This is a genomic window from Sporosarcina ureae, assembly GCF_002109325.1.
GTDB classification, from domain to species: domain Bacteria; phylum Bacillota; class Bacilli; order Bacillales_A; family Planococcaceae; genus Sporosarcina; species Sporosarcina ureae_C.
Map to the genome: position 1 here is coordinate 1537990 of NZ_CP015348.1, position 23823 is coordinate 1561812.

The 23823-nt window shown below is 41.3% G+C and carries 29 protein-coding genes; 10 read left to right on the forward strand and 19 right to left on the reverse strand.

The genetic code is table 11. The features are described 5' to 3' along the window. Positions 1-128: 128 nt before the first annotated feature. The 3 genes from SporoP32a_RS07655 to SporoP32a_RS07665 are packed head-to-tail and all read right to left on the reverse strand — an operon-like array spanning position 129 to position 3264. Complete coding sequence (locus SporoP32a_RS07655) at positions 129-821, reverse strand: alpha/beta hydrolase (protein ID WP_085427356.1); 693 nt, start codon at positions 819-821, stop codon at positions 129-131. After that, positions 818-2188, reverse strand: coding sequence for a UDP-N-acetylmuramoyl-tripeptide--D-alanyl-D-alanine ligase (locus SporoP32a_RS07660; RefSeq protein ID WP_085427357.1), 1371 nt, complete (start codon positions 2186-2188; stop codon positions 818-820). Before SporoP32a_RS07660 ends, SporoP32a_RS07655 begins: the two co-directional genes overlap by 4 nt. A gap of 14 nt (positions 2189-2202) precedes the next feature. Further along, positions 2203-3264, reverse strand: coding sequence for a D-alanine--D-alanine ligase (locus SporoP32a_RS07665; RefSeq protein ID WP_085427358.1), 1062 nt, complete (start codon positions 3262-3264; stop codon positions 2203-2205). A 227-nt stretch (positions 3265-3491) separates the two neighbouring features. Here SporoP32a_RS07665 and SporoP32a_RS07670 point away from each other — a divergent pair, with 227 nt between their 5' ends. Beyond that, the gene (locus SporoP32a_RS07670; RefSeq protein WP_085427359.1) at positions 3492-4679 is read left to right on the forward strand and encodes an FtsW/RodA/SpoVE family cell cycle protein; all 1188 of its coding nucleotides are present in this window, start codon (positions 3492-3494) and stop codon (positions 4677-4679) included. 71 nt (positions 4680-4750) lie between these two features. Further along, complete coding sequence (locus SporoP32a_RS07675; RefSeq protein WP_085427360.1) at positions 4751-5095, forward strand: zinc ribbon domain-containing protein YjdM; 345 nt, start codon at positions 4751-4753, stop codon at positions 5093-5095. 67 nt (positions 5096-5162) lie between these two features. Here SporoP32a_RS07675 and SporoP32a_RS17030 read toward each other — a convergent pair whose 3' ends face one another. Beyond that, positions 5163-5303: an Lmo0850 family protein gene (locus SporoP32a_RS17030; protein ID WP_198166243.1), complete on the reverse strand. Its 141-nt coding sequence runs from the start codon at positions 5301-5303 to the stop codon at positions 5163-5165. A 221-nt stretch (positions 5304-5524) separates the two neighbouring features. Here SporoP32a_RS17030 and SporoP32a_RS07680 point away from each other — a divergent pair, with 221 nt between their 5' ends. The 5 genes from SporoP32a_RS07680 (at position 5525) to cls (ending at position 11907) form a co-directional block, all read left to right on the forward strand. Then, positions 5525-5875, forward strand: a complete 351-nt coding sequence (locus tag SporoP32a_RS07680; protein ID WP_085427361.1) for a metal-sensitive transcriptional regulator — start codon at positions 5525-5527, stop codon at positions 5873-5875. 12 nt (positions 5876-5887) lie between these two features. Then, the gene (gene copZ, locus SporoP32a_RS07685; RefSeq protein WP_085427362.1) at positions 5888-6097 is read left to right on the forward strand and encodes a copper chaperone CopZ; all 210 of its coding nucleotides are present in this window, start codon (positions 5888-5890) and stop codon (positions 6095-6097) included. Between the two features lie 20 nt (positions 6098-6117). Beyond that, positions 6118-8523 (forward strand): heavy metal translocating P-type ATPase, encoded by a 2406-nt coding sequence (locus tag SporoP32a_RS07690; RefSeq protein WP_085427363.1) that lies wholly within the window; start codon positions 6118-6120, stop codon positions 8521-8523. Positions 8524-9180: 657 nt separating this feature from the next. Further along, a complete protein-coding gene (locus tag SporoP32a_RS07700; protein ID WP_085427365.1) occupies positions 9181-10356 on the forward strand; it encodes an MFS transporter in 1176 nt (391 codons plus the stop codon). 99 nt (positions 10357-10455) lie between these two features. Then, positions 10456-11907 (forward strand): cardiolipin synthase, encoded by a 1452-nt coding sequence (gene cls / locus SporoP32a_RS07705; RefSeq protein WP_085427366.1) that lies wholly within the window; start codon positions 10456-10458, stop codon positions 11905-11907. A 38-nt stretch (positions 11908-11945) separates the two neighbouring features. Here cls and SporoP32a_RS07710 read toward each other — a convergent pair whose 3' ends face one another. Further along, entirely contained in the window at positions 11946-12863 is a 918-nt protein-coding gene (locus SporoP32a_RS07710) for a M15 family metallopeptidase (RefSeq protein WP_085427367.1), read from the reverse strand. Positions 12864-13034: 171 nt separating this feature from the next. On the opposite strand from SporoP32a_RS07710, the gene SporoP32a_RS07715 reads away from it, so the two are divergent. Further along, positions 13035-14195, forward strand: a complete 1161-nt coding sequence (locus tag SporoP32a_RS07715; RefSeq protein WP_085427368.1) for an MFS transporter — start codon at positions 13035-13037, stop codon at positions 14193-14195. A gap of 37 nt (positions 14196-14232) precedes the next feature. Here the strand turns inward: SporoP32a_RS07715 and SporoP32a_RS07720 are convergent, their stop codons facing one another. The 4 genes from SporoP32a_RS07720 to SporoP32a_RS07735 all read right to left on the reverse strand — a co-directional run bounded on the left by SporoP32a_RS07720 (position 14233) and on the right by SporoP32a_RS07735 (position 16734). Further along, entirely contained in the window at positions 14233-14481 is a 249-nt protein-coding gene (locus SporoP32a_RS07720) for a hypothetical protein (protein ID WP_085427369.1), read from the reverse strand. 62 nt (positions 14482-14543) lie between these two features. Continuing rightward, entirely contained in the window at positions 14544-15326 is a 783-nt protein-coding gene (gene yidC / locus SporoP32a_RS07725) for a membrane protein insertase YidC (RefSeq protein WP_085427370.1), read from the reverse strand. A gap of 57 nt (positions 15327-15383) precedes the next feature. Next, complete coding sequence (locus SporoP32a_RS17405; RefSeq protein ID WP_269466769.1) at positions 15384-16166, reverse strand: helix-turn-helix domain-containing protein; 783 nt, start codon at positions 16164-16166, stop codon at positions 15384-15386. A 175-nt stretch (positions 16167-16341) separates the two neighbouring features. After that, positions 16342-16734 (reverse strand): hypothetical protein, encoded by a 393-nt coding sequence (locus SporoP32a_RS07735; protein WP_232319612.1) that lies wholly within the window; start codon positions 16732-16734, stop codon positions 16342-16344. Between the two features lie 273 nt (positions 16735-17007). Between SporoP32a_RS07735 and SporoP32a_RS07740 the strand changes: the two genes are divergently transcribed. Then, positions 17008-17505 carry a GNAT family N-acetyltransferase gene (locus SporoP32a_RS07740; RefSeq protein ID WP_085427373.1) on the forward strand — a complete coding sequence of 166 codons (498 nt, stop codon included), beginning with the start codon at positions 17008-17010 and terminating at the stop codon, positions 17503-17505. Positions 17506-17610: 105 nt separating this feature from the next. Here SporoP32a_RS07740 and SporoP32a_RS07745 read toward each other — a convergent pair whose 3' ends face one another. The 5 genes from SporoP32a_RS07745 to mntR all read right to left on the reverse strand — a co-directional run bounded on the left by SporoP32a_RS07745 (position 17611) and on the right by mntR (position 20800). Next, positions 17611-18084, reverse strand: coding sequence for a DUF4064 domain-containing protein (locus SporoP32a_RS07745; protein WP_085427374.1), 474 nt, complete (start codon positions 18082-18084; stop codon positions 17611-17613). A gap of 115 nt (positions 18085-18199) precedes the next feature. Continuing rightward, a complete protein-coding gene (locus SporoP32a_RS07750; protein ID WP_085429024.1) occupies positions 18200-18481 on the reverse strand; it encodes a GNAT family N-acetyltransferase in 282 nt (93 codons plus the stop codon). Positions 18482-18572: 91 nt separating this feature from the next. Next, on the reverse strand, positions 18573-19460 hold the full coding sequence (locus SporoP32a_RS07755) for a DUF1002 domain-containing protein (protein ID WP_085427375.1): 888 nt from the start codon (positions 19458-19460) through the stop codon (positions 18573-18575). Between the two features lie 63 nt (positions 19461-19523). Next, positions 19524-20378 carry a CvfB family protein gene (locus tag SporoP32a_RS07760; RefSeq protein ID WP_085427376.1) on the reverse strand — a complete coding sequence of 285 codons (855 nt, stop codon included), beginning with the start codon at positions 20376-20378 and terminating at the stop codon, positions 19524-19526. 14 nt (positions 20379-20392) lie between these two features. Then, on the reverse strand, positions 20393-20800 hold the full coding sequence (mntR, locus tag SporoP32a_RS07765) for a transcriptional regulator MntR (protein ID WP_029054749.1): 408 nt from the start codon (positions 20798-20800) through the stop codon (positions 20393-20395). Positions 20801-20919: 119 nt separating this feature from the next. Between mntR and SporoP32a_RS16765 the strand changes: the two genes are divergently transcribed. Next, positions 20920-21075 (forward strand): lmo0937 family membrane protein, encoded by a 156-nt coding sequence (locus SporoP32a_RS16765; RefSeq protein ID WP_143560391.1) that lies wholly within the window; start codon positions 20920-20922, stop codon positions 21073-21075. A 31-nt stretch (positions 21076-21106) separates the two neighbouring features. On the opposite strand, the gene SporoP32a_RS07770 is transcribed toward SporoP32a_RS16765, so the two are convergent. The 5 genes from SporoP32a_RS07770 to SporoP32a_RS07790 all read right to left on the reverse strand — a co-directional run bounded on the left by SporoP32a_RS07770 (position 21107) and on the right by SporoP32a_RS07790 (position 23821). Then, positions 21107-22204 (reverse strand): GNAT family N-acetyltransferase, encoded by a 1098-nt coding sequence (locus SporoP32a_RS07770; RefSeq protein WP_085427377.1) that lies wholly within the window; start codon positions 22202-22204, stop codon positions 21107-21109. 48 nt (positions 22205-22252) lie between these two features. Continuing rightward, entirely contained in the window at positions 22253-22615 is a 363-nt protein-coding gene (locus SporoP32a_RS07775) for an ArsR/SmtB family transcription factor (RefSeq protein ID WP_232319613.1), read from the reverse strand. A gap of 99 nt (positions 22616-22714) precedes the next feature. Continuing rightward, positions 22715-23080, reverse strand: coding sequence for a monovalent cation/H(+) antiporter subunit G (mnhG, locus tag SporoP32a_RS07780; RefSeq protein ID WP_085427378.1), 366 nt, complete (start codon positions 23078-23080; stop codon positions 22715-22717). Then, complete coding sequence (locus tag SporoP32a_RS07785; RefSeq protein ID WP_085427379.1) at positions 23058-23342, reverse strand: Na(+)/H(+) antiporter subunit F1; 285 nt, start codon at positions 23340-23342, stop codon at positions 23058-23060. Before SporoP32a_RS07785 ends, mnhG begins: the two co-directional genes overlap by 23 nt. Further along, positions 23339-23821 carry a Na+/H+ antiporter subunit E gene (locus SporoP32a_RS07790; RefSeq protein ID WP_085427380.1) on the reverse strand — a complete coding sequence of 161 codons (483 nt, stop codon included), beginning with the start codon at positions 23819-23821 and terminating at the stop codon, positions 23339-23341. Before SporoP32a_RS07790 ends, SporoP32a_RS07785 begins: the two co-directional genes overlap by 4 nt. Positions 23822-23823 lie beyond the last annotated feature (2 nt).

The window sequence follows — 23823 nt, forward strand, 5'->3', positions numbered from 1 at the left end:
GTTTTATTCAAAAAAAAGTACTCTCCGTGTAGTATAACGGAAGAGTGCCGTGTAAATGTATCCAATTCCTTTCATCATTCTACCATGGCTTACACAAGACTGCAACGAATCCGCTTAAGTTCCATTAATCAGTCTTCGCCCATGAACTTCAGTACTTTTGGAAACCACACATGGCGGTCTTCGCTATAACAAATATGGTGTTTGCCATGTTCAGAATAAATCAGATGTTTTTCTTTTGATCCGAGCTGTTCGTACAGTAAATCTGCTGTGACTGCAGGAACGATACCATCTTGCTTCCCTTGCACGATACAAACAGGCGTTTCGACTTGATGGTGATACGGCCGCACTACGCGTACTACGCGCAAAAACTCTAACGCCACACGCACTGGGGTATTTGTCAGCTTATAGTTATACAGATGATAGAACGAGTCAGGAGGAAAATCCCTATGTCTTAAGGAACTTATCATGATTCTAGCGTCCTCCAATAAAATACGCGGACTAATATATTTTGCCGCAGCACTTAATAGCACAAGTTTTTTTATAGGATAGCGCAGAGCCAAATACATAGCGATCAAACCGCCCATGGAGAAGCCAACGACTATGACGTCATCCACTTCTTTTTGCAGCCTTCTTAATTCTAATTCTGCGACCATCATCCATGACTTGGCTGAGCCTTTCTGGATACCCCGGTCCATTTCATGCCCGGGTAAAACCGGCACTACTACTTTCCAATCGGTATGATTCTGTAGAAACCTTTTGAACGGAGCGACTTCAAAAGGACCGCCCGTGAATCCGTGAACGATGAGAACACCTGTCGTCACAACTGTTCCTCTGTAAGCATCGCGATGATTCGTTCTAACTTCATTCCTCTAGATCCTTTAAACAGTACTACTGTCTGCTCTGTTAGTTTCGGGCGCAATGCCTCCGCCAGCAAGTCCGTATCATTCGCTGTCCACATGACTTCTCCCGGATAATCCGTCAATTGATCAGCCAACCACTTCATGCGTGATCCAAAGAGCGCAATTCCCTTCACGTTCATTTTCTTTAAATCCTCCGCCAGTCCTTCATGATAGTGCCGTTCATCGGTGCCAAGCTCCAACATATCGCCAAGGACGAGCCATTTGTCTTCTTTGACGGACGTTTCATCTATAAAACGGAATGCCGCACGCATAGAAGTTGGCGCTGCGTTATAAGCATCATTAATAAGTAATGATCCGTTTTTTCCCACCATTGGTTGCATGCGCATATCCGTTAACAACGTTCCACTTAGTGACTCTTCGATTTGTTTTTCGCTTAGCCCCAACTCTTTTGCGATCATGATCGCGGCCAGTGCGTTTTTCACTTGATGGGAACCGTAAACAGGAATCGTAAACTGACCTTCAAGTTTACCCGTCACAGTGAATGAACTGCCTTTATCGGTAGATAAAATATGTTGCGCAGTCAAATCTGCTTGTTCATAGCCGAATGACACACTATAGAAATCCGGTTGCTGGCGTACTAGCTCTTGCAGCAATGGTTCGTCACCGTCGTACAATAGCATGCCGCCACTCGTCAAACCGTCGGTAATTTCAAACTTTGCTTTGGCAATCCCTTCACGAGAACCAAGATCTTGCATATGCGCCTCACCAATATTTGTTATGACAGCAAACTGCGGTTTAGCAAGTGTTGACAAGAAAGAGATTTCTCCAAAGCCACTCATCCCCATTTCAAGAATGGCAACTTCTGTGTCGTCTTCAATAGATAATAATGTTAACGGCAAGCCAAGCTCATTATTGAAGTTGCCTTCCGTCTTTTTCACTTTGCGATAAGGTGATAATACTCCGGCAATCAGATCTTTTGTCGACGTTTTACCATTCGATCCGGTTACTCCGATGACAGTACACGTCAATTCACTTCGGTAGCTACGGGCCATTTGCTGTAATGCGAGCTCTGAATCCTCGACGAACAACAGTGGTATATCTGCGGGCGGATTCGGTTCATCTTTCAGCCATAGTGCTGCGATTGCACCTTTCTCAATCGCCCCTTTGACGTATTGATGGCCATTTACTTGTTCCCCTCTAAAAGGGATGAACAAATCCCCTGCTTGCACATTCCGTGAATCGATGCAGACGCCTGTCACTTGTTGCGCTGCGATATGCTGTCCTTCTGCTTGAAGCCATTGCTGGATCGTTGATAGATTTCGTTTCACGATACTTCCTCCACTCAGTCCATTGTATATTGTAGTTGTTGCTTTTCTATATGACGTTCTACTGCCAGTTCAATTAGCTGATCGATTAATTCAGGATAGGTCAATCCGGATTTTTGCCACAGCAATGGGAACATACTAGTTGGCGTGAAGCCTGGTAATGTATTCACTTCATTGATCAATACTTCATCGTCTGCTGTGACGAAAAAGTCTGCGCGTACGAGCCCTGAACAGTCGAGAACTTTAAATGCACGGATCGCCATATCGTTCATATGCTCTGCGACAGTATCTGGCACTTCAGCGGGAATCGATAACTCTGTGCTTTGATCTTTGTATTTGGCTTCATAATCGTAAAAGTCAGCAACTGGACGAATTTCTCCTGCAATCGACACTTTAGGTTGATCGTTTCCAAGGACTGCCATTTCGATTTCACGTGCCACGATGCCTTGCTCAACGATAATTTTGCGATCGAACTTCAACGCTAACTCAATTGCTGTTTTAAGCGATTCACGATCGTCTGCTTTACTGATTCCGACACTCGATCCAAGGTTAGCCGGTTTGACGAACATCGGATACGATAGTTCTTGTTCCGCCTGATCTAATAATTGCTCAGCGTGTTCTTTCCACGCACTACGTATAAAGTGGACATATGCAACTTGCGCTAATCCGGCTTGAGCAAATAATTGTTTCATTACAACTTTATCCATGCCCGCTGAAGAAGCAAGCACCCCATTACCCGCGTATGGGATGTTTAAAACTTCAAATAATCCTTGTACGGTTCCGTCTTCCCCATTTGTTCCGTGAAGAAGTGGCAAAATAACGTCGGGCATATCTCCTTGTAAAAAGCTACTGATGTCATCCGACTTCGGTTGTTCACTTTTTAGACGTAATGTCTCGATCTCCGACACAGGTCCAGTCAACGGTTCACCCTTCAGCCACTCACCTTGCATCGTAATATAGATGGGTAACACTTCATACTTATCTAAATCAAGCGCTTGTGTAACCGCGCGCGCTGTGGATAGTGACACTTCATGCTCTGCGGATTTCCCGCCATATACTAAACCTAATCGTCTTTTCATGTAATCTCCTCGCATTCCGTAGTTTTCATTCATACAGTTTACCATGAACGGAGCCAATTCATGAATGAAAAGCCAACGTTCTTCATTCTTTTTACTTCTTTTTACTTCTAATAGAAACCAATCATTTCACAACTCGTCTAGTAATGGGTGTACTTCTTAAAAAGTTTTGCGATATAATAGGTGATTATAGTAAGAGAATACTAGCTTAAGAAAAGGTGAGTTCATAATTGAAGCAATCAAACAGGCTAGGTGAACGATTTGACTGGACACTTGCCTTTATCATTTTACTTTTCGCGATCATCAGTTTTTTCGTCATTGGATCTGCTCAAACCTCTGAGCAATATACACAGAACTTCGTTTTAAAACAAGTGAGGTGGTATATACTCGGTTCCTTCATCGTCGCAATGGTGATGTACTTTGAACCAGAACAGTATAAAAAGTTCGCTTGGTATTTCTATGGTTTCGGTATTTTTCTATTGGTTTTTCTTATGTTGGCGCCCGGTGGACCAGGTCAAATTGCAGAAATGCGCTACAGTGCAAAGCGATGGTTGCATTTACCTGTCATCGGAACCATTCAGCCTGCTGAGTTCATTAAAACGTTCTTTATTATTGGACTTGCCAAGATGGTCAGCACGCATAACGAACGTTCTTTAAACAGGACCTATACAACCGATTTACTGTTGCTTGGTAAAATTGCGCTAATGCTAGTCGTTCCGCTATTCCTTATCATGAAGCAACCCGACCTCGGAACTTCACTGGTATTTATATCGATTACGGCAGCTATCGTCATCGTTTCGGGTATTTCATGGAAACTGCTCGTGCCTATCTTTTCGTTGGGCGCTGCAGCCGCGGGCGGAATATTATGGATGTCATTATTCGCACAAGACTTACTCGATAAATTCGGCTTCTCACCTTATCAGTTTAAGCGAGTGTATTCATGGCTTGATCCGTACTCTTACCCGACCGACGAAGGGTATAACCTGATTACAGCAATGACCGCAATAGGCTCAGGAGAACTGACAGGAAAAGGGTTTCTAGAGCGCGTCGTTTACATCCCCGAGAATCATACCGACTTCATCTTCAGTGTAATAGGTGAAGAATACGGTTTTATCGGTGCATGTTTAGTCATCACCTTGTATTTCATTTTAATTTATCATTTAACAAAAGTAGCCCTTTCACTACATGATCCGTTTAGCGTATATGTATGTACGGGTATCATTGCGATGATTGCGTTCCATGTGTTCGAAAACATCGGCATGAATATTCAACTATTGCCGATTACAGGAATCCCATTGCCGTTCATCAGTTACGGAGGAAGTTCCTTATTCAGTAATATGCTGGCCATCGGTTTAATCTTTAGTATGAAGTTCCATCAGCGGACCTATTTATTCGATGCGGATGACGATGATTTGTAATGAATGAATGCCACGCCCCCTTTTCGAGCAGTCACAAATTGTGTAGACTGTATAGGAATGGGGGTTTTTTTATGTCAACTTTACCAAATTGTCCAAAATGCCAATCGGAATATACGTACGAAGATGGAAACCTTCTTGTTTGTCCGGAATGTGCATACGAGTGGACTCCAGGATCAGTGGAAGAATCCGACTCATTAGAAACGCCAGAGATCAAGGATGCTAATGGCAATGTGTTGCAGGATGGAGATTCTGTAACAGTCATCAAAGATTTAAAAGTAAAAGGAAGTTCCAATCCACTGAAAATGGGAACGAAAGTAAAAAGTATCCGTTTAGTAGAGGGCGACCACAATATCGATTGTAAAATTGATGGATTTGGCGCTATGCAACTAAAATCGGAGTTTGTGAAGAAAATTTAACACTTCACCTAACGCGAAAAGCTCACCCTCGAATATTCGAGGGTGAGCTTTTCGTATGATCTGATGTTTAGTTGGTTTGAACAGGCGGTACTTGTACTGCAGGCGTCAACGCTTGCAACATATCGCTTCTAGATTTTGTGAGTTTTGCGGAAACACCAAGCTTTGCCAAATTGGAAATAATCTTCTTGAAATCCATCTCTTTAGCCACTTCTTCCACCTCAACCTTCTGGGTTAATTATATAGACGTTTTATCACTTATGAAGTTCTCTATTTTTTAAAAAATTATTGATTACTTATATCATACCACTTTACTTGCATTTTAAATCTTTCATTTATGTTACATTTTCACTTTTTTTGCAAGTTTTAAACCTTTTTTCAAAAAACAGATGTTTTGACATACCCCCCATACGTATATTACGATGAAAATGTATGAAAGGTGGTGGACAACCAGTGACATTATTACCCGAAGACCCTTTGCTAGAAGAAGTAGAAGTTTCCTGCCGCAAGAGTCATCATTCAGAAGAAATTAAGACGAACTTGACGCATCGTTTAAACCGTATCGAAGGCCAGATCCGTGGCATTAAGGGAATGGTAGAGCGCGATGTCTATTGTGATGATATTATTACCCAGCTGTCCGCTACACAATCTGCTTTGAATAGTGTCGCCAATGTTTTATTGGACGGACACTTAAAAGGCTGTGTCAAAACCAGATTAGCTGAAGGGGACGAAGAAGTATTAGATGAACTGGTCAAAACCATAGCTAAATTAATTAGAAAATAGGAGGAATCATACATGACAGAAACAACATTGAAAGTATCAGGAATGACATGCAACCATTGTGTACAAGCAGTTGAAGGTGCTTTAACAGAATTAGCAGGAGTAGAACGTGCTTTGGTTGATTTAAAAGCCAATAACGTAGTAGTTCAGTACGATGAATCAGCGTTAAACGTAGCTCAGATGACAGAAGCAATTGAAGATCAAGGATATGACGTCGAAGCGTAACGAAAGAGGTGTCCTGCATCATGAGTGAACAAAAATCAGAATTTGCTATTACCGGTATGACGTGTGCAGCTTGTGCTAATCGCATTGAAAAAGGTCTACAACGATTAGAAGGCGTATCTACTGCTAACGTGAATTTTGCGACAGAAAAAGCAGCTGTTACATTTGATTCCGAACAAATCGGATTAACTGACGTAGAAGAACGAATTCGCAAGCTAGGTTATGATGTGCTGATGGAAGAGGTAAATCTTAATATTAGTGGCATGACATGCGCGGCTTGTTCCGCACGGATTGAAAAAGTATTGTCACGTACGTCTGGCATTCAATCCGCTTCCGTCAACTTAGCACTTGAAACAGCTCATGTAAGCTATGACCCTGCCGCTTTAGATTTGACGGATATTTTACAAAAGATAAAAAAGATCGGTTATGAAGCGGCACCTCGTTCAGAGGAATCCGCTGAACAAACTGATCATCGGCAGAAAGAGATAGATGAAAAGACGCGCAAGCTGATTATTTCCGCTATCCTGTCCTTGCCGCTTTTGTGGACGATGTTCGCACACTTTTCCTTCACTTCTTGGATGTATGTGCCGGAAATATTTATGAACCCTTATTTCCAATGGGCATTAGCTACACCCGTACAGTTTTGGATTGGGGCTACGTTCTATAAAGGCGCGTATGCTGCGCTACGTAATGGCAGTGCCAATATGGACGTACTGGTTGTACTCGGTACGTCTGCCGCCTATTTCTATTCGGTCTATCTTGTATTGACCGGTTTTGCACTAGAACATGGGTTGTATTTCGAAACAAGTGCCGTGTTAATCACATTGATTTTATTAGGTAAAGTATTCGAAGCACGCGCTAAAGGTCGTTCATCAGATGCAATAAAAAATCTGATGAAGTTGCAACCACAAGTGGCTATTTTAGAACGCGATGGTGAAGTCATCGAAATACCTATTCACGAAGTAGCTCACGGAGATATTCTAGTTATTCGGCCTGGAGCTTCTATTCCAGTGGACGGAATTGTCTTGTCAGGAGCTTCCGCAGTGGATGAGTCGATGCTAACAGGCGAAAGCTTACCTGTTGACAAACAAAACGGTGATGAAGTATTCGCCGCTACAGTGAATGCTAACGGTTCATTACGCGTAGAAGCATCGAACGTAGGTAAAGACACGATGCTATCAACGATCATTCGGGTCGTAGAAGAAGCACAAGGATCAAAAGCACCCATCCAACGGCTGGCTGACCGAATTTCTGGCGTGTTTGTACCTATTGTTGTCGGAATTGCGATCATTACGTTTCTCATCTGGTATTTCGCAGTCGCACCTGGCGATTTCGAAGCTTCTCTAACAAGCATGATTGCCGTACTGGTCATTGCATGTCCGTGTGCACTAGGTCTCGCTACTCCAACTTCTATAATGGCTGGTTCAGGACGAGCTGCAGAAGAAGGCGTGTTATTTAAAACAGCTGAAGCAATGGAGCAGACCCGTTCTATTGATACGATTGTATTCGATAAAACAGGTACGATCACAAAAGGTCTTCCAGAACTGACAGATTTCCATATTCGCGATGAAAAACAGCGACTGTCTTTGTTATCACTTGCTGCGGCTTCCGAAAGTGACTCTGAGCACCCTGTTGCAAAAGCTATTACATCTTATGGACTAGAGCAACTTTCTACATTGCCAACGGTTGATTCATTCGAAGCGATTCCAGGTTACGGAATTCGTACAGTGATTGATAGACAGACTGTTTTACTCGGTACAAAGAATCTACTCTCTCGCTATGATGTGGAATTTGATCCGACAATTGCTTCTGTAGAACAAATGGAAGGCGACGGAAAGACGGTTATGTTCATGGCGTTAGACGGTGTACATGAAGCGGTCATTGCCGTTGCTGATACGATAAAGGAAACTTCTAGTCAGGCCATTGCTGAGCTACGGGCTATGGGTCTCGATGTCATCATGTTAACTGGCGATCAGCAAATGACGGCACAGGCTATTGCGAATACGGCTGGAATCGATCATGTAATTGCAGGCGTATTGCCGGACCGTAAAGCAGAAGTCATTCGTTCGTTACAGGCTGAAGGAAAGCGTGTCGCGATGGTCGGTGACGGTATTAACGATGCACCTGCCCTCGCAGTTGCCGATATCGGTATGGCGATGGGTACTGGAACAGCGGTCGCGATGGAAGCGGCTGACGTGACGTTGATGCATGGTGATTTATTGCGCGTTGTGGATACAGTGAAGATGAGTGGGTTGACGGTCCGGAACATTAAGCAGAACTTGTTCTGGGCACTTGCGTATAACTCGATCGGCATTCCAATTGCCGCAGCCGGTCTGCTAGCACCATGGCTAGCAGGCGCTGCGATGGCATTCAGTTCGGTGTCAGTCGTGTTGAACGCCTTACGTCTACAGCGTGTGAAGTTGCATTAAAATTATTAGGCTACCCCAGAAGTCGGAACATACGACTTTCTGGGGTAGTCTTTTTTGTTTTTGAAGTGAAGGTTAAATAAGCTAAACAGATAGGCTGGCAGGAGTGTTGGGGTGGGGATTTGTAATGTAAGTAGATGATACCTTTTGTTGCTCATTAAAATAAGTATTGTAATCGATTTTGAACTGTAGAACTTGAATCTAAAGAAGTTAAAACAAAACAATAATTCACACACTACCTACAGTGAGTGATCTAAGTACCTGCACTATAAAAGTAGGATGGAAGCGGAAGTTGGGGGCGAAGTGCAAAGATGTGCTCCTAACGCTGCGCTTTTACTCGCAAAAGCCGTTCTTCGTTACGGCTCTTCCCGATGGATCAGCCCGATCAGGTGAGACAACTAAGAGAGTGCAGCGAACAGTTGGCTCACCGCGGGCCCATGGGAAAGCGTCCCCCAACTGGAGCTTCCATCCCGAACCACTCACAAACTCACTCACTACTCCTAAGACTTTGACTTTGAATTTGACTTTAAATATTTCAAAAACCATCTACAATCTGCTTCCGTCCCCTCACGTATACCAATTCCCTCACTCCTACTTGAACGCTCCCCCTTTTCATCGTACGATAAGAAAGAAACTATTCAGACAGAAAGCAGGTTACATATGAAGAAAACGATCTTATTATTGATGTCCGTCCAGTTCTTCGTTTACCTCGGATTCGGCATCATCATCCCTATTTTACCCGAAGTCATCCTAGCTGAAGGCTTTTCAGTAGTGCATGTCGGTGGTCTGCTGACGATCTATGCCTTGTCCTCATTCTTCACCGCGCCATTATGGGGCGCGCTGTCTGATCGTACAGGTAGAAAAAAACTGATAATGATCGGCTTGCTCGGTTTTAGCGTAAGCTTCTTCTTATTCGCAGCGTTTATGCACCATATAGTTCTGCTCTATGTTTCGCGCGTAGTAGGAGGTATCTTCTCAGGTGCGTTATATACCGCAGTGACTGGGTTTGTTGCTGATATCACGACAGAAGAGAATCGGAATAAGTACATGGGTCTACTCGGCATGTCAATCGGTCTCGGATTCATTTTCGGACCAGCAATTGGAGGTATTCTTGGTGACGTCCATTTGCAACTACCATTCATCGCTTCCGGTTCATTGACTTTGCTATTAACCGTGTACGCTATGATTATTCTCCAAGAGCCTGACCGTCATAGTGAAGGGAATAAACGAGCTATTATCCCAAAAGGTGCTTCTACCTTATGGACGTATCGTATTCGCTATCTATTCATCACATCATTCATCATCACGTTTTTACTTGCTGGCGTCGAAGCGACATTCCAGCTGTTTCAAATCGATAAAATTCAAATTACACCATTGCAACTTGGCTATTTATTTATGGCAAGTGGTCTTGTGGATGCCGCCATTCAAGGTGGTGTGGTACGACGGGTGAAGAATGGTACAGAAACTTCGTGGATTATTGTCGCGCAAGTCGTTACAGCAATCGGCCTAATACTCATTCCATTTTCCACGAGTTTACTATGGGCAGGTTTTGCAATGAGTGTATTCACTGCCGGTAACGCGCTTGTCAGAACAGTACTCGTGTCACTCACAACTAAAGAATCGGGCGGTATGTATGGAACTGCAGCGGGTCTCTCCTACTCTATGGATAATATGGGGCGAATTATTGGTCCGTTGTTATTTACATGGGTATTCACCATGCAAGCAGGTAATATGTACTTCATTTCTGCAATTATCGCCTTACTCTCTATAATCTTAGTATTTATTTTCCGTAAATCAACACGGTCTTTACGAAGCACTGCAGAACCTGCTGCTTGATACCATACGTATGGAATTTTATCTTGCTATGTAAACAGGTTATTTTTTCACAACTCCGTTATACTAAAGGAATAGTATATATCCCGTGGGAGGAAGCTTATGACGCAAGTGATTAGTTTGATTATCACAAGTACGTTGGTTATTAATATATTTCTAGCGGTCGCTTTGATATTTTTAGAGCGTCGAGATCCTACCAGTACTTGGGCATGGCTTCTCGTGCTATTCTTTATTCCAATTTTAGGCTTTGTTATTTATTTATTACTCGGTCGACAATTGCGACAGAAGCACTTATTCCGCTGGGAAGGCAGGAATAAAATCGGTATTGAAAAGCTGATTAATTATCAACTTGAGGCAATAGAAAATGAAACATTCGAGTTTCTAAAGACCGATACAGAAGAATATGGCGATATGATCTATTTGCATTTACGCAATAATCATTCTGTACTAACACAGGATAATGATATGCAGATATTCACAGACGGTCAAGAGAAGTTTGAAGCACTACTCGAGGACTTGGAACACGCTCGTGATCATATCCATATTCAGTATTATATTTTCCGTCTCGACGGAATAGGGAAACGAATTGAAGAGCTTCTAATCCGTAAAGCGAAATCTGGCGTGAAAGTACGGATGTTGTTTGACGATATTGGCTCACGTGGTTTGCATGTGAGGCACTTTCGGGAATTAATTACTAGTGGTGGTGAAGTTGCTGCATTTTTCCCTGCCTTGCTACCACTGATCAATCCACGTTTAAACTACCGGAATCACCGAAAAATCGTTATTATTGACGGAAGAATCGGATACATCGGTGGTTTTAACGTCGGCGATGAATATTTAGGACTCAGCAAAAAGTTCGGTTATTGGCGCGATACACATCTTCGTATTGAAGGAAGTGCAGTTCATCCCTTACAGACGCGCTTTATACTCGATTGGAACCAGGCATCACCGAGAACAAATATTCAGTATGATGAACGATTCTTCCCTGCCATTCCCCGTAAAGGAACTGTAGGAATGCAGATTGTATCTAGTGGACCCGATTCCGAGTGGGAAGATATTAAAGATGGCTATTTGAAGATGATATTCTTGGCGAAAGACTATATCTACATTCAGACGCCTTATTTTATTCCTGACACAAGTATGTTGGACGCTCTTCGCATTGCATGTTTATCAGGTGTGGACGTTCGGATCATGATCCCTAATAAGCCGGATCACATGTTTGTCTACTGGGCGACCTATTCGAATATCGGACTGTTACTAAAAGCTGGAGCGAGAGTATACATTTATGAAAATGGCTTTATCCACGCCAAGCAAATTGTAGTAGACGATCAAGTATCGTCTGTCGGAACAGCGAATATTGATGTTCGCAGTTTCCGCTTGAACTTCGAAGTGAATGCTTTTATTTATGACCGGGAAAAATCTCATGAGTTGGCGGAGATTTTCGAGGAGGATATTCAGAATTCAACCGAGTTAACACTAGATGCGTATTTGGAGCGTGAGCGATTGATCAAAGTTAAAGAATCGATTTCTCGCTTACTTTCTCCAATCTTATAAAAACAGCCGACAGAGAATATATCTTCTGTCGGCTGTTTTTATCGTACTTCTAAATATTCTTCCAATGTAATGTTACGTTTGAATATTTGTTCCGCCATGTCTTTTCCAACATAACGATAATGCCAGGATTCATGCATGTAGCCAGTCATTTCTTCTTTTCCTTCAGGATAACGAAGGATAAATCCATATTGATGAGCGTTAGCAGCGAGCCACTTAGCCGCTTCTGTATCTCCAAACGAATTCGACGCCCAATGTTTTTCATGATTCACTTCCCCGATATCAAACGCAAGCCCTGTCTGATGCTCTGAATAGCCTGGACGCGCACTATACCGGTCGGCTGCTTCCTGTCCGTCTCTTTCTACATATCGGTTATATAAAGTCACTTGATAGTCATACGAACGATAGGTACTGAACGCTTGCAAATTAATACCAGATGTTAAAGCTGAAGCCGCTAATTCATTGAATGCCTCTCTCGCTTCTTCGCTTTCTCCAGGTGCGTAATCTTCCGGTAGAGGATATTGTTTATTAGCAAGTAAAACGCCATGTATAAGCATCGGTTCTTTAGGTAATTTCTGTCCTTTGATATAGCTAGTCGGGTTAGAAGGTTTCACTGGTTTTTGAGGTACCGCTTTTTCCACGGACGTTTCTTCTTGAGTTTCATTGATCAATGGCTTATCTACGTCACGAAGTCGTTCTTCACTCGGTAAAGGAGCTTTTTCTTCGTCATGACGTTCTGTTGTATCCGTTAGGCTAGAATCCACTGACTCTTCTATTTCTTGAAAGTCGGTAGATGATTCTGTTTCACTTTGAATACTATCTAGCGCCTTCTCCACACTCCATTCATTCGTCCCAATCCATATCACACTACCCGCAAGGATAATGAAGATCAAAATGATACCTCCATCTATCCATTTATTTTTCCTCTTACGCTTTTTATCGTCTCTATTGTTTCTCATACAATACCTGCTTTCTTTCTGAAACGCTTATTAAATATCTACTCTCTTTTTAATATAGCGTAAGCTTTGTTTCAAACTATGTATTCTAGTGTATCATTATTTTTCTTTTTCGTCTGTCTATGATAATATTTACCTAACTTAAGATTCAGCTATTATTGTGAGGTATTGCATTTGAATAATCAACGTTGGCTCTCTATGAGCTTTTTTGTGTTTTTCTTTACATGGGGCATCTTCTTACCTTATTGGACAGGTTGGTTGACTTCAGCAAAAGGCTTAACGGTGACGCAGGCTAGCATTGTTATGGGGGCCGGTATGATTGCTAGATCCTTTTCAACGTTTTTTCTATTTCCATACGCCACGCGAAACTTGTCACTTTTGCGCGTTATACGCTGGACTACGCTATTATCGTTCATTGTCGCGCTAGCTTATCTTCCGGAAAGTCCATTTTCGGTGTTATTTGGTTTGACGGTTTTGTTCAGTGCTGTATACCCTATTATCCTTCCAGGCGTGGAAAGTGGTGCTTCCTTATTGATGCAACATGAACGCATTCATTATGGGAAGAGCCGTTCATTCGGTTCGATCGGCTACACTGTCGCACTACTATTAATCGGTTCTGTAACAGCTATCTGGAACGAGCAAGCCATTTTATATATGATGATCATCGGACTCGGTATGGCATTGCTATTTTTCTATCAACAGGCTCCGGAAGTGGTCCAACAATCGCCTGTTGCAGAATCGACTGCACAAAAAGGACAATTACGCGCTCTGTTTGCTGATAGACCTTTTGTTATCGTGCTATGTATTGCGATTTTACTACAAGGCGCGCATGCTTCCTATTACAACTATGGTTTTATCTTTTTAGATGACATGGGTATCAACGGGTTTTATATCGGAGTTATACTCAATATTGCTGTATTGTTTGAAATTATATTTTTCACACAGGCCGACCGTCTTCTGGTCGGAGTCAAGACATCCACTATTTTTTTAATGGCCGCGACAGGTTCTACAATTCGTTGGATTTCCATCTTCTTATTTCCTGTAGCAAGCGTATTTATCGCAACGCAGGTGCTCCACTCCGTATCATTCGGCATGGCACATTTTGCATTCGTTCAATATATCTCAAAAAACGTACCGAATTATCTAATCGCTTCTGCCCAAGGCATCTATGCTGCAGTCGCAATGAGTCTAAGCATAGCGATTCTGACATTCCCCGCAGGTTATCTATACGATCAGTCACCACGCTTTGCATTTCTTAGTATGGCGGCTTGTTCTATTGCTGCTTTAATTTTAATTTTATGGACGAGACAGCGCATTTCTCATAAAAATGACTAAAAGGAAAGGCCGCAATTATATGCGACCTTTCCTTTTTTCAAACTAACAAAATATACGCCAGTGTAGCAAGTGATGCTATACCGAAAAACAACGCCATCCAAAGCATCCATTTCGCTTCGCGCAGCAGACCTTGATTTCTATACATAAAGGTTCGTGCGGTATTCGTGAAAGTAAACATTATCAACATGAACAAAATGGCAAACTCCAAATTCAGCTTGATGATAAAGTACAGTGCTGCGGCAGCAGAGGCTGTAATGGCCAAGCCCATGATCCATTTCAATTTCATGCGACTCTTCCTCTCTATTGTTAGAAACAAAAAAAGCTGGTATACACCAGCTCTTCTGTATCTTACTTTTCTTCAATGACTGCTGGCTTTACTTCTTTAAAATAAAATTTACGTCCAAGATACGTCTGGAAAATTAACAGTAATCCCCCGACTGCCCAATAAAGTGGCAATGCAGCCATCACAGTATACGAGATGAACATAATCATAATTGGAGACATGTAAATGAATAACTTCATTTGTTTCTGTTGTTGCTCAGGCATTGTCCATAATGATACGCGCGCCTGCACAAAGTATACAGCACCGGCTACTAACATCATGATGATATCCGGTTCGCCTAGTTTGAACCACAAGAATTCATGGTTTTTCACTTCAGGTGGTGCGTAAAGAATGGCGAAATACAAGCCCATAATGATTGGCATTTGAATCACAAGTGGTAAACAACCCATATTTAATGGATTGACGCCATGCTTGGAATACAGTCCCATCATTTCCTGCTGGAGCTTCATTTGCTCTTCTTTGTCGTTGGATTCTTTAGATATTTTCATTCGTTTTTGGATGTCATCCATTTCTGGCTTTAATCCATCCATCTTTACTTTCATCTCTTGTTGAGCTTTATAGTTCTTTAACATCAATGGCATCAAAACTAGACGAATTGCTACAGTAATCAGTATAATTGCAAAACCATAATTACCATTGAAAGCTTCACCTAGATAATGAAGTAACCAATCCATCGGCCTAACAAACGTACTGTAAAAAATACCTGTTTTGTTTTCCACACCAGAACAACCGCTCAAAAACACAGCAGTAATTGCCAATAAACTTACAAGCCCTATTCTTTTCTTCAATGATTTCACCTACGCTATCTCAAACTAATGAAAAGTATACAGCAAACAGCGATAAATTTACAGTGAATCACCTTTATTTATAGTAAAACGAAAGTAATTTCCGTCCAGATCCTTACGAAAGCGTCTAGGAGTTAACCCCGTATACTTTTTAAAGACACGTGTAAAATAACTTTGGTTACAAAAATGAAATCTTTCCGCTATTTCCGCTATTTTTTGATCAGAAAACCGCAAATAATACTGTACTTCTTCTATTTTACGAATTGTAATGTATTCAACGAGCGTAACTGAAGTATATTCTCGGAATATGCGGGAAAGGTGACTAGTACTCACATTAAAACGCTTGGCAATGTCTTCAACAATCAATTGCTTTTCAACATTTTTATTAATATATTGAATCACTTCATTAACTGTTTCATGTGAAAGAGAGGGTTTTACTCTTTCTTTCAAGATGTAACAGTAAAACTCGATTAGTTCATCACCGATTTCCTTCATATTGTCTTCATGCAAATTGTTTTCAATCATTTCGATACAAGCTGTGCTGAATGTAAAAGCATTTTCATCAGTTAAAATACACTCAGTTTGTAACCGTCTAGTGACAAGGGAAGAGATGATGATAAAATAGTATTTCACGACTATAAATGTAAATCCAGGCGTATTCTTGTATAAATCATCTTGAATTTCCTTAAGAGTAGAACGTGCATTGTCTTTCTCTAAGTTGAAGATTTGTGTGAGGAGTTCTTTTTCCAGATTAAAAATCGACTTTGCCTTTTTTGTGCTCCTCTCTTCTTCAATTGCATTAATCAATTGCAGATTAGAACCTTCTGTCTTTTGGCCAGTCATGAGTCTCACCCCACTCATTCTCTCTGTATACATCTAACTATGCTGGGCACATTACTATATGTATATCATTTTACCTTATTCTCCAAGATTATCTACCTCATCTGCATTTAACGCTATATATGTATTAAAGCGCCCCTTAATAAGGGACGCTTTTGGTATTTTATTCTTATTTAACTTAATTGGTTTTATTGTCTTTTTCTGCTTCTTTAGTTGTTTCATCTTTATTGTATAGGGGCTTATTATCTTGAGCATCTTCATTTTTCTTATAAAGACCATCTTTTTTTGATGCCTTTTTATCTGGATCTTGTACTTCTTGGTTGTAATAATGAACACTTGTCTGTGCTCCCTCGGAGACCATGTTGTTGTCGCCTAAATCCGTTGGGTCTGAATAACCCATTTTTTCAGTCGCTTGATCAACCAGCTTATTGTTATTAACGAAAGTATCTACTTTTTCTTTTAGCATACCTACTGTTTCCATTGCCTTATCACGATTTTCTTTTTTACTGAAATATGCGTACGCACCAGCTGCAAGTGTTGCGAATAATAATCCATTTGATTTTTTAGCCATATTTACCATCCTCCGTCGTTATACTATTAGTAATTTTCTACTTACTGCTTAATATACCCCATGATCGTACTTTCAAACGTCTTCAATATGGTTAGTTATTTAGTTATCGTAGATCTAAGTTGTATATGTCTTTTCTATGTCAATTCAATAATCGAAGTATATTGGGCCGTTTTTTAAGTCGTCAACAGAGTAGTCCTCACTCTTACGGCATAGTAGTTTTGTAAAGCGTAATTTGTTATACTATGTAGAAAGAGAACTAGAGGTGAGATCACTATGATTCGTAAAATGACAGTAGAAGATATTCAAGATGTTCAACAGATTGCACTTACGTCTTGGCAACATACATTTCAAGAACATATACCTGAAGAAGTGATCGAGGTGTTTATTGAACGAACCTATTCCGACTTAATGCTGAAGAAGCAATTAGAAAAAACGATGGTATTGCTTGCGATAGATGATCAGGGCAAGTCGATTGGATATTTAAGTTATACTCCGATTGATGTAGACGGTGAAAGTGAACTGACAGCACTTCATATGCTTCCAGAGTATTTGAATAGCGGGCATGAGGAAGCGTTGTTAAAAGAGGCGCTAGGTACGTTGCAGGAAGCTGTAAATATAGATGTGTATGTGGATCAGAATGATATGGCGCTTCAAGATTTCTATGCTAAACAGGGATTTAGATTTGTCGAGTCATTTCCGGAGTTGTTTGAAGGTATTGCTGTGAATACTCTTCATTATTCATTGTCTATTACGCAACCTGCACATACTTAAAATAATGTGCTGAAAGTGTTTTCTCCAAGCGCTGAGAGAGAAGCAATTTAAAAGATATAACAAAGACCCTCTTCTATAAGAAAAGGGTCTTTTGTTTATAAATATTTAGCTCATCCAATTGGACTGTGTTGAGACATATTCGTCAGATGAAGGTCCTGGTGCCATCGGGGGTTTCTTTGTGAAGCAAAGAATGGCCGCGATATAGAGTAGGATGGATGGTAAGGATAGAATTCCACCTAGTAAACCTGCAATAATGAATAATATTCCCGCTGTTTTCGGACTTTTATTATTCCAAACTTTCACTAATCCGATAATGTTCAATACTAACCCTATAAACGCTACTGCTACTAAAACCCAAATGACGGTGGAAAATGAGCCCATGAACGACATGAACATATCCACTTCGTCTGTGTTTAATACACCTTCATTCACTATTTCCATTCGAAACTCTTCCATGAATGTTGGATCCGTGCTTGCCATATTCCAAAAGAATGCAATTAGCGCGGTACCTACAACACTCAATGTTAATAATATCAATGATATGATACCGAGTATGCGCTCTGCTGTACGATTAATCATTCCACATCACCCTCTTCTGCTAATTTTTTTCTCTATTACTTATACGCGAGTAAAGCGAGAAAAGTTTCAAAAAGTGATGTGGAACATTCATCACGTATCTATTCCATCACAATACTTATGCTTTCACGTCGTTGTATTCATCACTTCGATCAAATGCATTCACTACGTATGAGCAGACCGCTTTCATCTTCAATCCTTTATCACGTGCATTATCAGCTGCTTGGTCAAGTAGTTTTTTTGCAACCCCTTGACCACGCAAGGATTCGTCTGTATACGTATGTGTCATCGTCATAATACCATTCTCTTCAGACCATTCGATTTCGGCTTTTACTTCGCCAGCTACTTTATACTGATACGCGTATTTATTGCCGCCTAACTCCGCAAGCTCAAAATCAATACCTTCACGCTGTTCATTGTTTTTGTTTTCACTCATGCAGATCTCTCCTTTGTAGTTGTACTTCTACCCTATAACGTACCACAATGGCATCTTAACTAAACAAAGATTTGAGCGAATCCGCCATATTTCTGAAAAATTCTTTTACCTTCTCCCAGAAGCTCGGATCGATATCACCTAACTTATCTTTGATTTTCAAGGCCATATCGGACAGTTGTTCATTCAGCTTCGTGAAGTCGATGTCTAGTTTCGAAATTCGATCCATTAAATCGATTAACAATTGGCGATCTGCATCATTCAATTCGATATTAAATTTCTTTAATTGGTCTTGGACAATCTGTTCTACGTCTTCTTTGGTCGCAGGCTTCTGTTCTGAAATCTGCTTTTTGATTTCCGTCAGCAACTTAGCAACTTCGTCTTGATCGACACCTGCTTTTTCTGAAAGCTTTGTCGCCAAACTCAATTCATCATTTGCTACATCGGTACGCTCCGTATCCAGAACCTCTCCAGATACTTCATACGCCTTGTAGATTCCAACAAGAGCTGAGTGGCCTGTTACTTTTTTGGGAGCCGCTACTTCTACGACCGCATCTTCTATACCTGCTGTTAACATTGCAGTTGCATACATATCCGCTGTTACTTGTGTAATATTGTCTGGTGTTACAATATTGATGACAATACCTTCACCTTCTTCTTGTCTGGTGATTTTCGCAGAAGAATACATACGCGCATTGCGGTCGCCGCCAGGAATGTATTTAATTAAATCATTGCCGTCCACTGACAGCTCTTCCACTTCAGCTTCCTCAGCCACTTTTAGACTTTCTTTAACACTCGCTTTTTCATCATCCGATAAATTAGCACCATACACTACAATTGGAACTCCAAGTTTTTCATTAATGACATCATCCGCTGAAACAGCAGAGGGCGCTATGATTGCAACCATCATCATGAAAGCCAATAGAGAGGCTAATCCTCTTTTCATACAGTCACTCCTCCTTGTTCTATATGTATAGATACGTTGAGGTTCATGGAAAAGTTGCGTTTGTTACACTATTAAAGTCGTCCAGCCATCTTGTTGTGTAATTCTTCGCTCTCTCATCAACGTGCCTAATGCCCGTTTGAAAGCACCTTTACTCATCTGGAACATCTCTTCGATTTCTTCAGGAGTAGATTTATCGGTAAATGGCATTTTACCACCTGATTGTTGTAAGTACGCTAGTATTTGCTCTCCATCTGTTTGCAAGCGATCTTGTTTTCTCGGCAACAATGAACCATTCATCGTTCCATCTTCATGGACATCGATAATACGAACATCTACTTCTTCGCCTAATCTAGGTTCTTCTTTACGCTCTGTCTCGTGAACAAAAATACGTTGTATATCTTCCGTCAACAAGAATGTGCCGATTGGCAACAAGCGGTAAGCTCTTGCTTTAACATTCTGATTGTACATGTCTGATTCCGCCATAGTATAGTGCTCCAGAATTCTTTCTTCTGTAACTAGACGTCCGAATAAATTACCGCCAGGATCTGTGCGAAGCGTCATATACAATTCGTCGCCCGGCTGTGGCCATAATTCTTTAATCTGCGGGAAGTCGGCCCGATTGATCAGTACTTCAAATGATGCACCAATATCTACATAAACCCCTTCACTTCTTTCCAAACGAATAACTTTCGCCCATCCGAATGAATTCATCGTAACTGTTGGTATTTGTGCAGTGCCGGTCAGTTCGCCTCTTCTATTGATATAAAGAAAGACTTCAATGGTCGATCGTTCTTGTGCATCGGGCGCTTCAGATTCATTCATATAAATCTCTTCTCCAGCAGCGTCCAATACAAAGCGCGAACCTTCTTTGCGAAGGATTTCAAGTGTTGCAAGTGTACCTGGTTGTAATAATGTCATATGGATAGTCCTCTCTAGAGTGCTTTACTTTTTAGTTTTTTCACGAATTCAGGATCAGACTCGAGTGTCTCCACCAAATCAGTAATGCGATCCATCGCATTCCAGCTTAGGTGATGTTCAATCCCTTCTACATCTCCATAGATATTTTCTTCTTCCACGCCAATGATACGCAAAAATTGTTCTAGTAATTCATGGCGATGTACAAGTTTTTTACCAAAGCGTAAACCGCGATCAGTTAATGCCAATCCTCTGTAGCGCTCATAGTGCACGTAACCTTCACGATCAAGACGCTGAGCCATTTTCGTTACGGAGGACGGAAGGACAGAGAGTGCCTCTGCCACGTCGGACACACGCGCTTCTCCTCTTGCTTCTAGCTGCAAATAGATTTGTTCAATATAATCTTCCATACTGGGTGTAGCCAAACTATCGCCTCCTCATTTGACCGCCAACATCTACAAATTATTATCTTAAAAGTTTAAGATTTGAAAGCGTGGGTAAAATACTTATATAGCAAATAACAATGAAAAGGAGTTGATTCACTATGGGTCGTATATTATGGCTTGTTATTGTAGTACTAATAGCATTATGGGTAATTGGTTTAGTAGCGAATATTGGCGGTGGGTTAATCCACACACTTTTAGTAATTGCCGGCATTATCTTTGTTATTCAATTAATAACTGGAAGACGATCGGTATAGTGAAAACTACCGTATAGTGCTCCTTTTGTGATCAGGTAATTCTTGCGTATACACATGTGTTGCGTAAGCATTGCCCATTCGCAGAAGGGGCATTTTTGCGTAAAATACCTTCCAGTTCAAACCCAGTTCTCTTTGCTACTGCGCGACCTTTACTGTGATTCTCATCACAGAAGAATTCCACCCGTGCGGCCGATAAATCGGCAAACGCAAATCCCACAAGTTCTTTGAGTGCTTCCGTCATATACCCTCGACCTTCAAACTTTGTGTCCAACCAATATTCCACTTCAAATTTCCGAATACCCCAGTCGATTCTATGGAATCCTGCACAGCCAATAAACTCACCTGTTTCTTTTAAGAATAAGTGAAAGCTTAAAGACTTCCTGCCAATAAAATCTGAAACAGACTGACGAACATATTCTTCTGTCGACTCGATTGTCATTTCTTTTTGTGCCCATTCAGTCCACTTTCGTAATGTAGGCATTGAATGCGAAACAGCACCCCAAACATCCATCGCGTCATTTAATTCAGGTGCTCGTATATATAACCGTTCAGATTGCATCTGCTCTCTAAAGCCGGGTATACTTTTTTCGAAACGCTCTCTGTCTTCCCAACGTACAGGAGTTGTCGTACCCGCCTCGTAGTCTTCTCTCGTCATACCATAGGTTACCGCATCATAATACGTGTTTTCTTTCGGTAAGAACCATGCTTGACGCAAATGTGCTTCCTTTACAAAGCCTGCCCGTTCAAATGCTTTGCGCATTGCAGCATTGTCGTGGCGTGTATGTCCTTCAATACGAATCTTGTGCTCAGGTAACTCAAATACATACTGCGTGAGCTTTTTTAATGCACGAGAACCATATCCGTAGCCCCTGAAGTGATCAGCAATCCGAAGGTCGAATAAGGGGACATCTTCTTGTAAGTCATAGACTTTCACGATTCCCACTTTTTCATTTTCATTATTTTCAATCCAGAACGTTTTTACGTCATCAGATGCATAGCCGCCCTCTTCGATCGACTTTTCAAGTAACTCGCGACCAGGCTGACTAATATCATGGTAGGGCCATGAGTTTGTTGTCATAAACTGAATTAGTAAATCTTGTTCTTCTATTGTCCATTCTTGTAAACGCATTAAAACTCCTCCATCATGCCTGCCTGTATGCAAGCGCCACACGTGACGTTACATCGTTTGCTGGGCTTCAATTGCGTGTTCGTAAGCAATCTTCACCAGGTCTGCAACATGTTCATCTGCTAAAGAATAGTATACCATTTTTCCACGTCTTTCTGATTTGGCCAATGAATGATCCCGTAAATAACGTAAATGATGGGAAGCGGTAGCGGATGAAGATTGAATCACTGCCGCTACATCACAGACACACATTTCTGATTCCAAAGTCAGTGAATAAGCAATACGCAAACGTGTTTCATCAGCCAGTGCTTTGAATATTTGTACCATCTCGGTTACATCTGGAAGTTCTTTACGAATTTTACGAACAACATCTTCGTGCACAATCGTTACTTCACAGGCATCTTGGTTTACCACTTTTTCACCTCATTCAATAGACTGTAGATTACGGTCATTATATAGAATATTATTCAGAAAATCAATTTGATCAAATGGTCGTTTGAATCAATATTCTAATCATTTATCCGATCTTTCCCCGTGAATCTTTTCATATAATTCATCTTCTGTAGAAATATCCGCGAGCTTCACTTTCGACCGATACGCAGCACGAATAATTACATGCCCAGCTACCGGCGCTGTCAAAAAGACAAAGCCGATACCTAGAAGAAGACGTACACTTACAAAGTTTTCCGAGAAGAGAAAATAGATGAACGCGCCCGATAATGTCAATAACACGGCCAACGTTGAACTTTTCGTTGCAGCATGTGATCGAGTATAAACATCTGGCAAGCGAATCAAACCAAAGACACTCAACATACTGGCAACAGCGCCTGTCAAAATCAATAAAGCCCCTATAAATTCACCAATCCCGCTTACGTTCAACGATTTTCCCCCTCTCAATAAACTTGGAAAATGCAATGGTTCCGATAAAGGATAGAATACCAAGAATCAAAATCGCTTCCAAAAATGCTTTTGTATTTAAAATCACAGACACGACTGCAATCGTAGCAATCAAATTCACTCCAATGACATCGAGTGCTACGACGCGATCCGGCAGCGAAGGCCCTAGGATAATCCGGATGACGGCGACCAAAATAGTCAATGCGAATAGTATGACCGATATAGTAAGCATACCTGCTATCATCGTGTCACCTCCATAATCGCTTTCTCGAAATTCTTCAGTTGCTTAATCAATCCGGCACGAGACTCTTCGACATCCATTGCATGGATATATAATTCGTTGCCTTCAGGTGATACTTCCATCACAACCGAACCCGGTGTCAGAGTTAGCAACATGGACAGCACGGTCACTTCAACATCACTCGTCAAGATCGTCTCGTACTTAAAGATACCCGGCTTGATTTGCAATGTAGGTCTCATGATTTGGGAGATAACCACAAAACTTGATTGCGTTAGCTCTCTTATAAAGATCAACAAAAGCTTGCAAGCAGCGTATACTCTGCGTAAATAGAAATGGGTGCCAAAAAAACGACTCATGGCGAAAATGATTCCGAGTCCGACTAAAAAACCCATGAAAAACGTATTGAATCTCAGCTCGTCTTCATCCATTAATAACATCCATAAAAACGCAATGAATAAATTTAGCAGAAGTTGTATTGGCATGG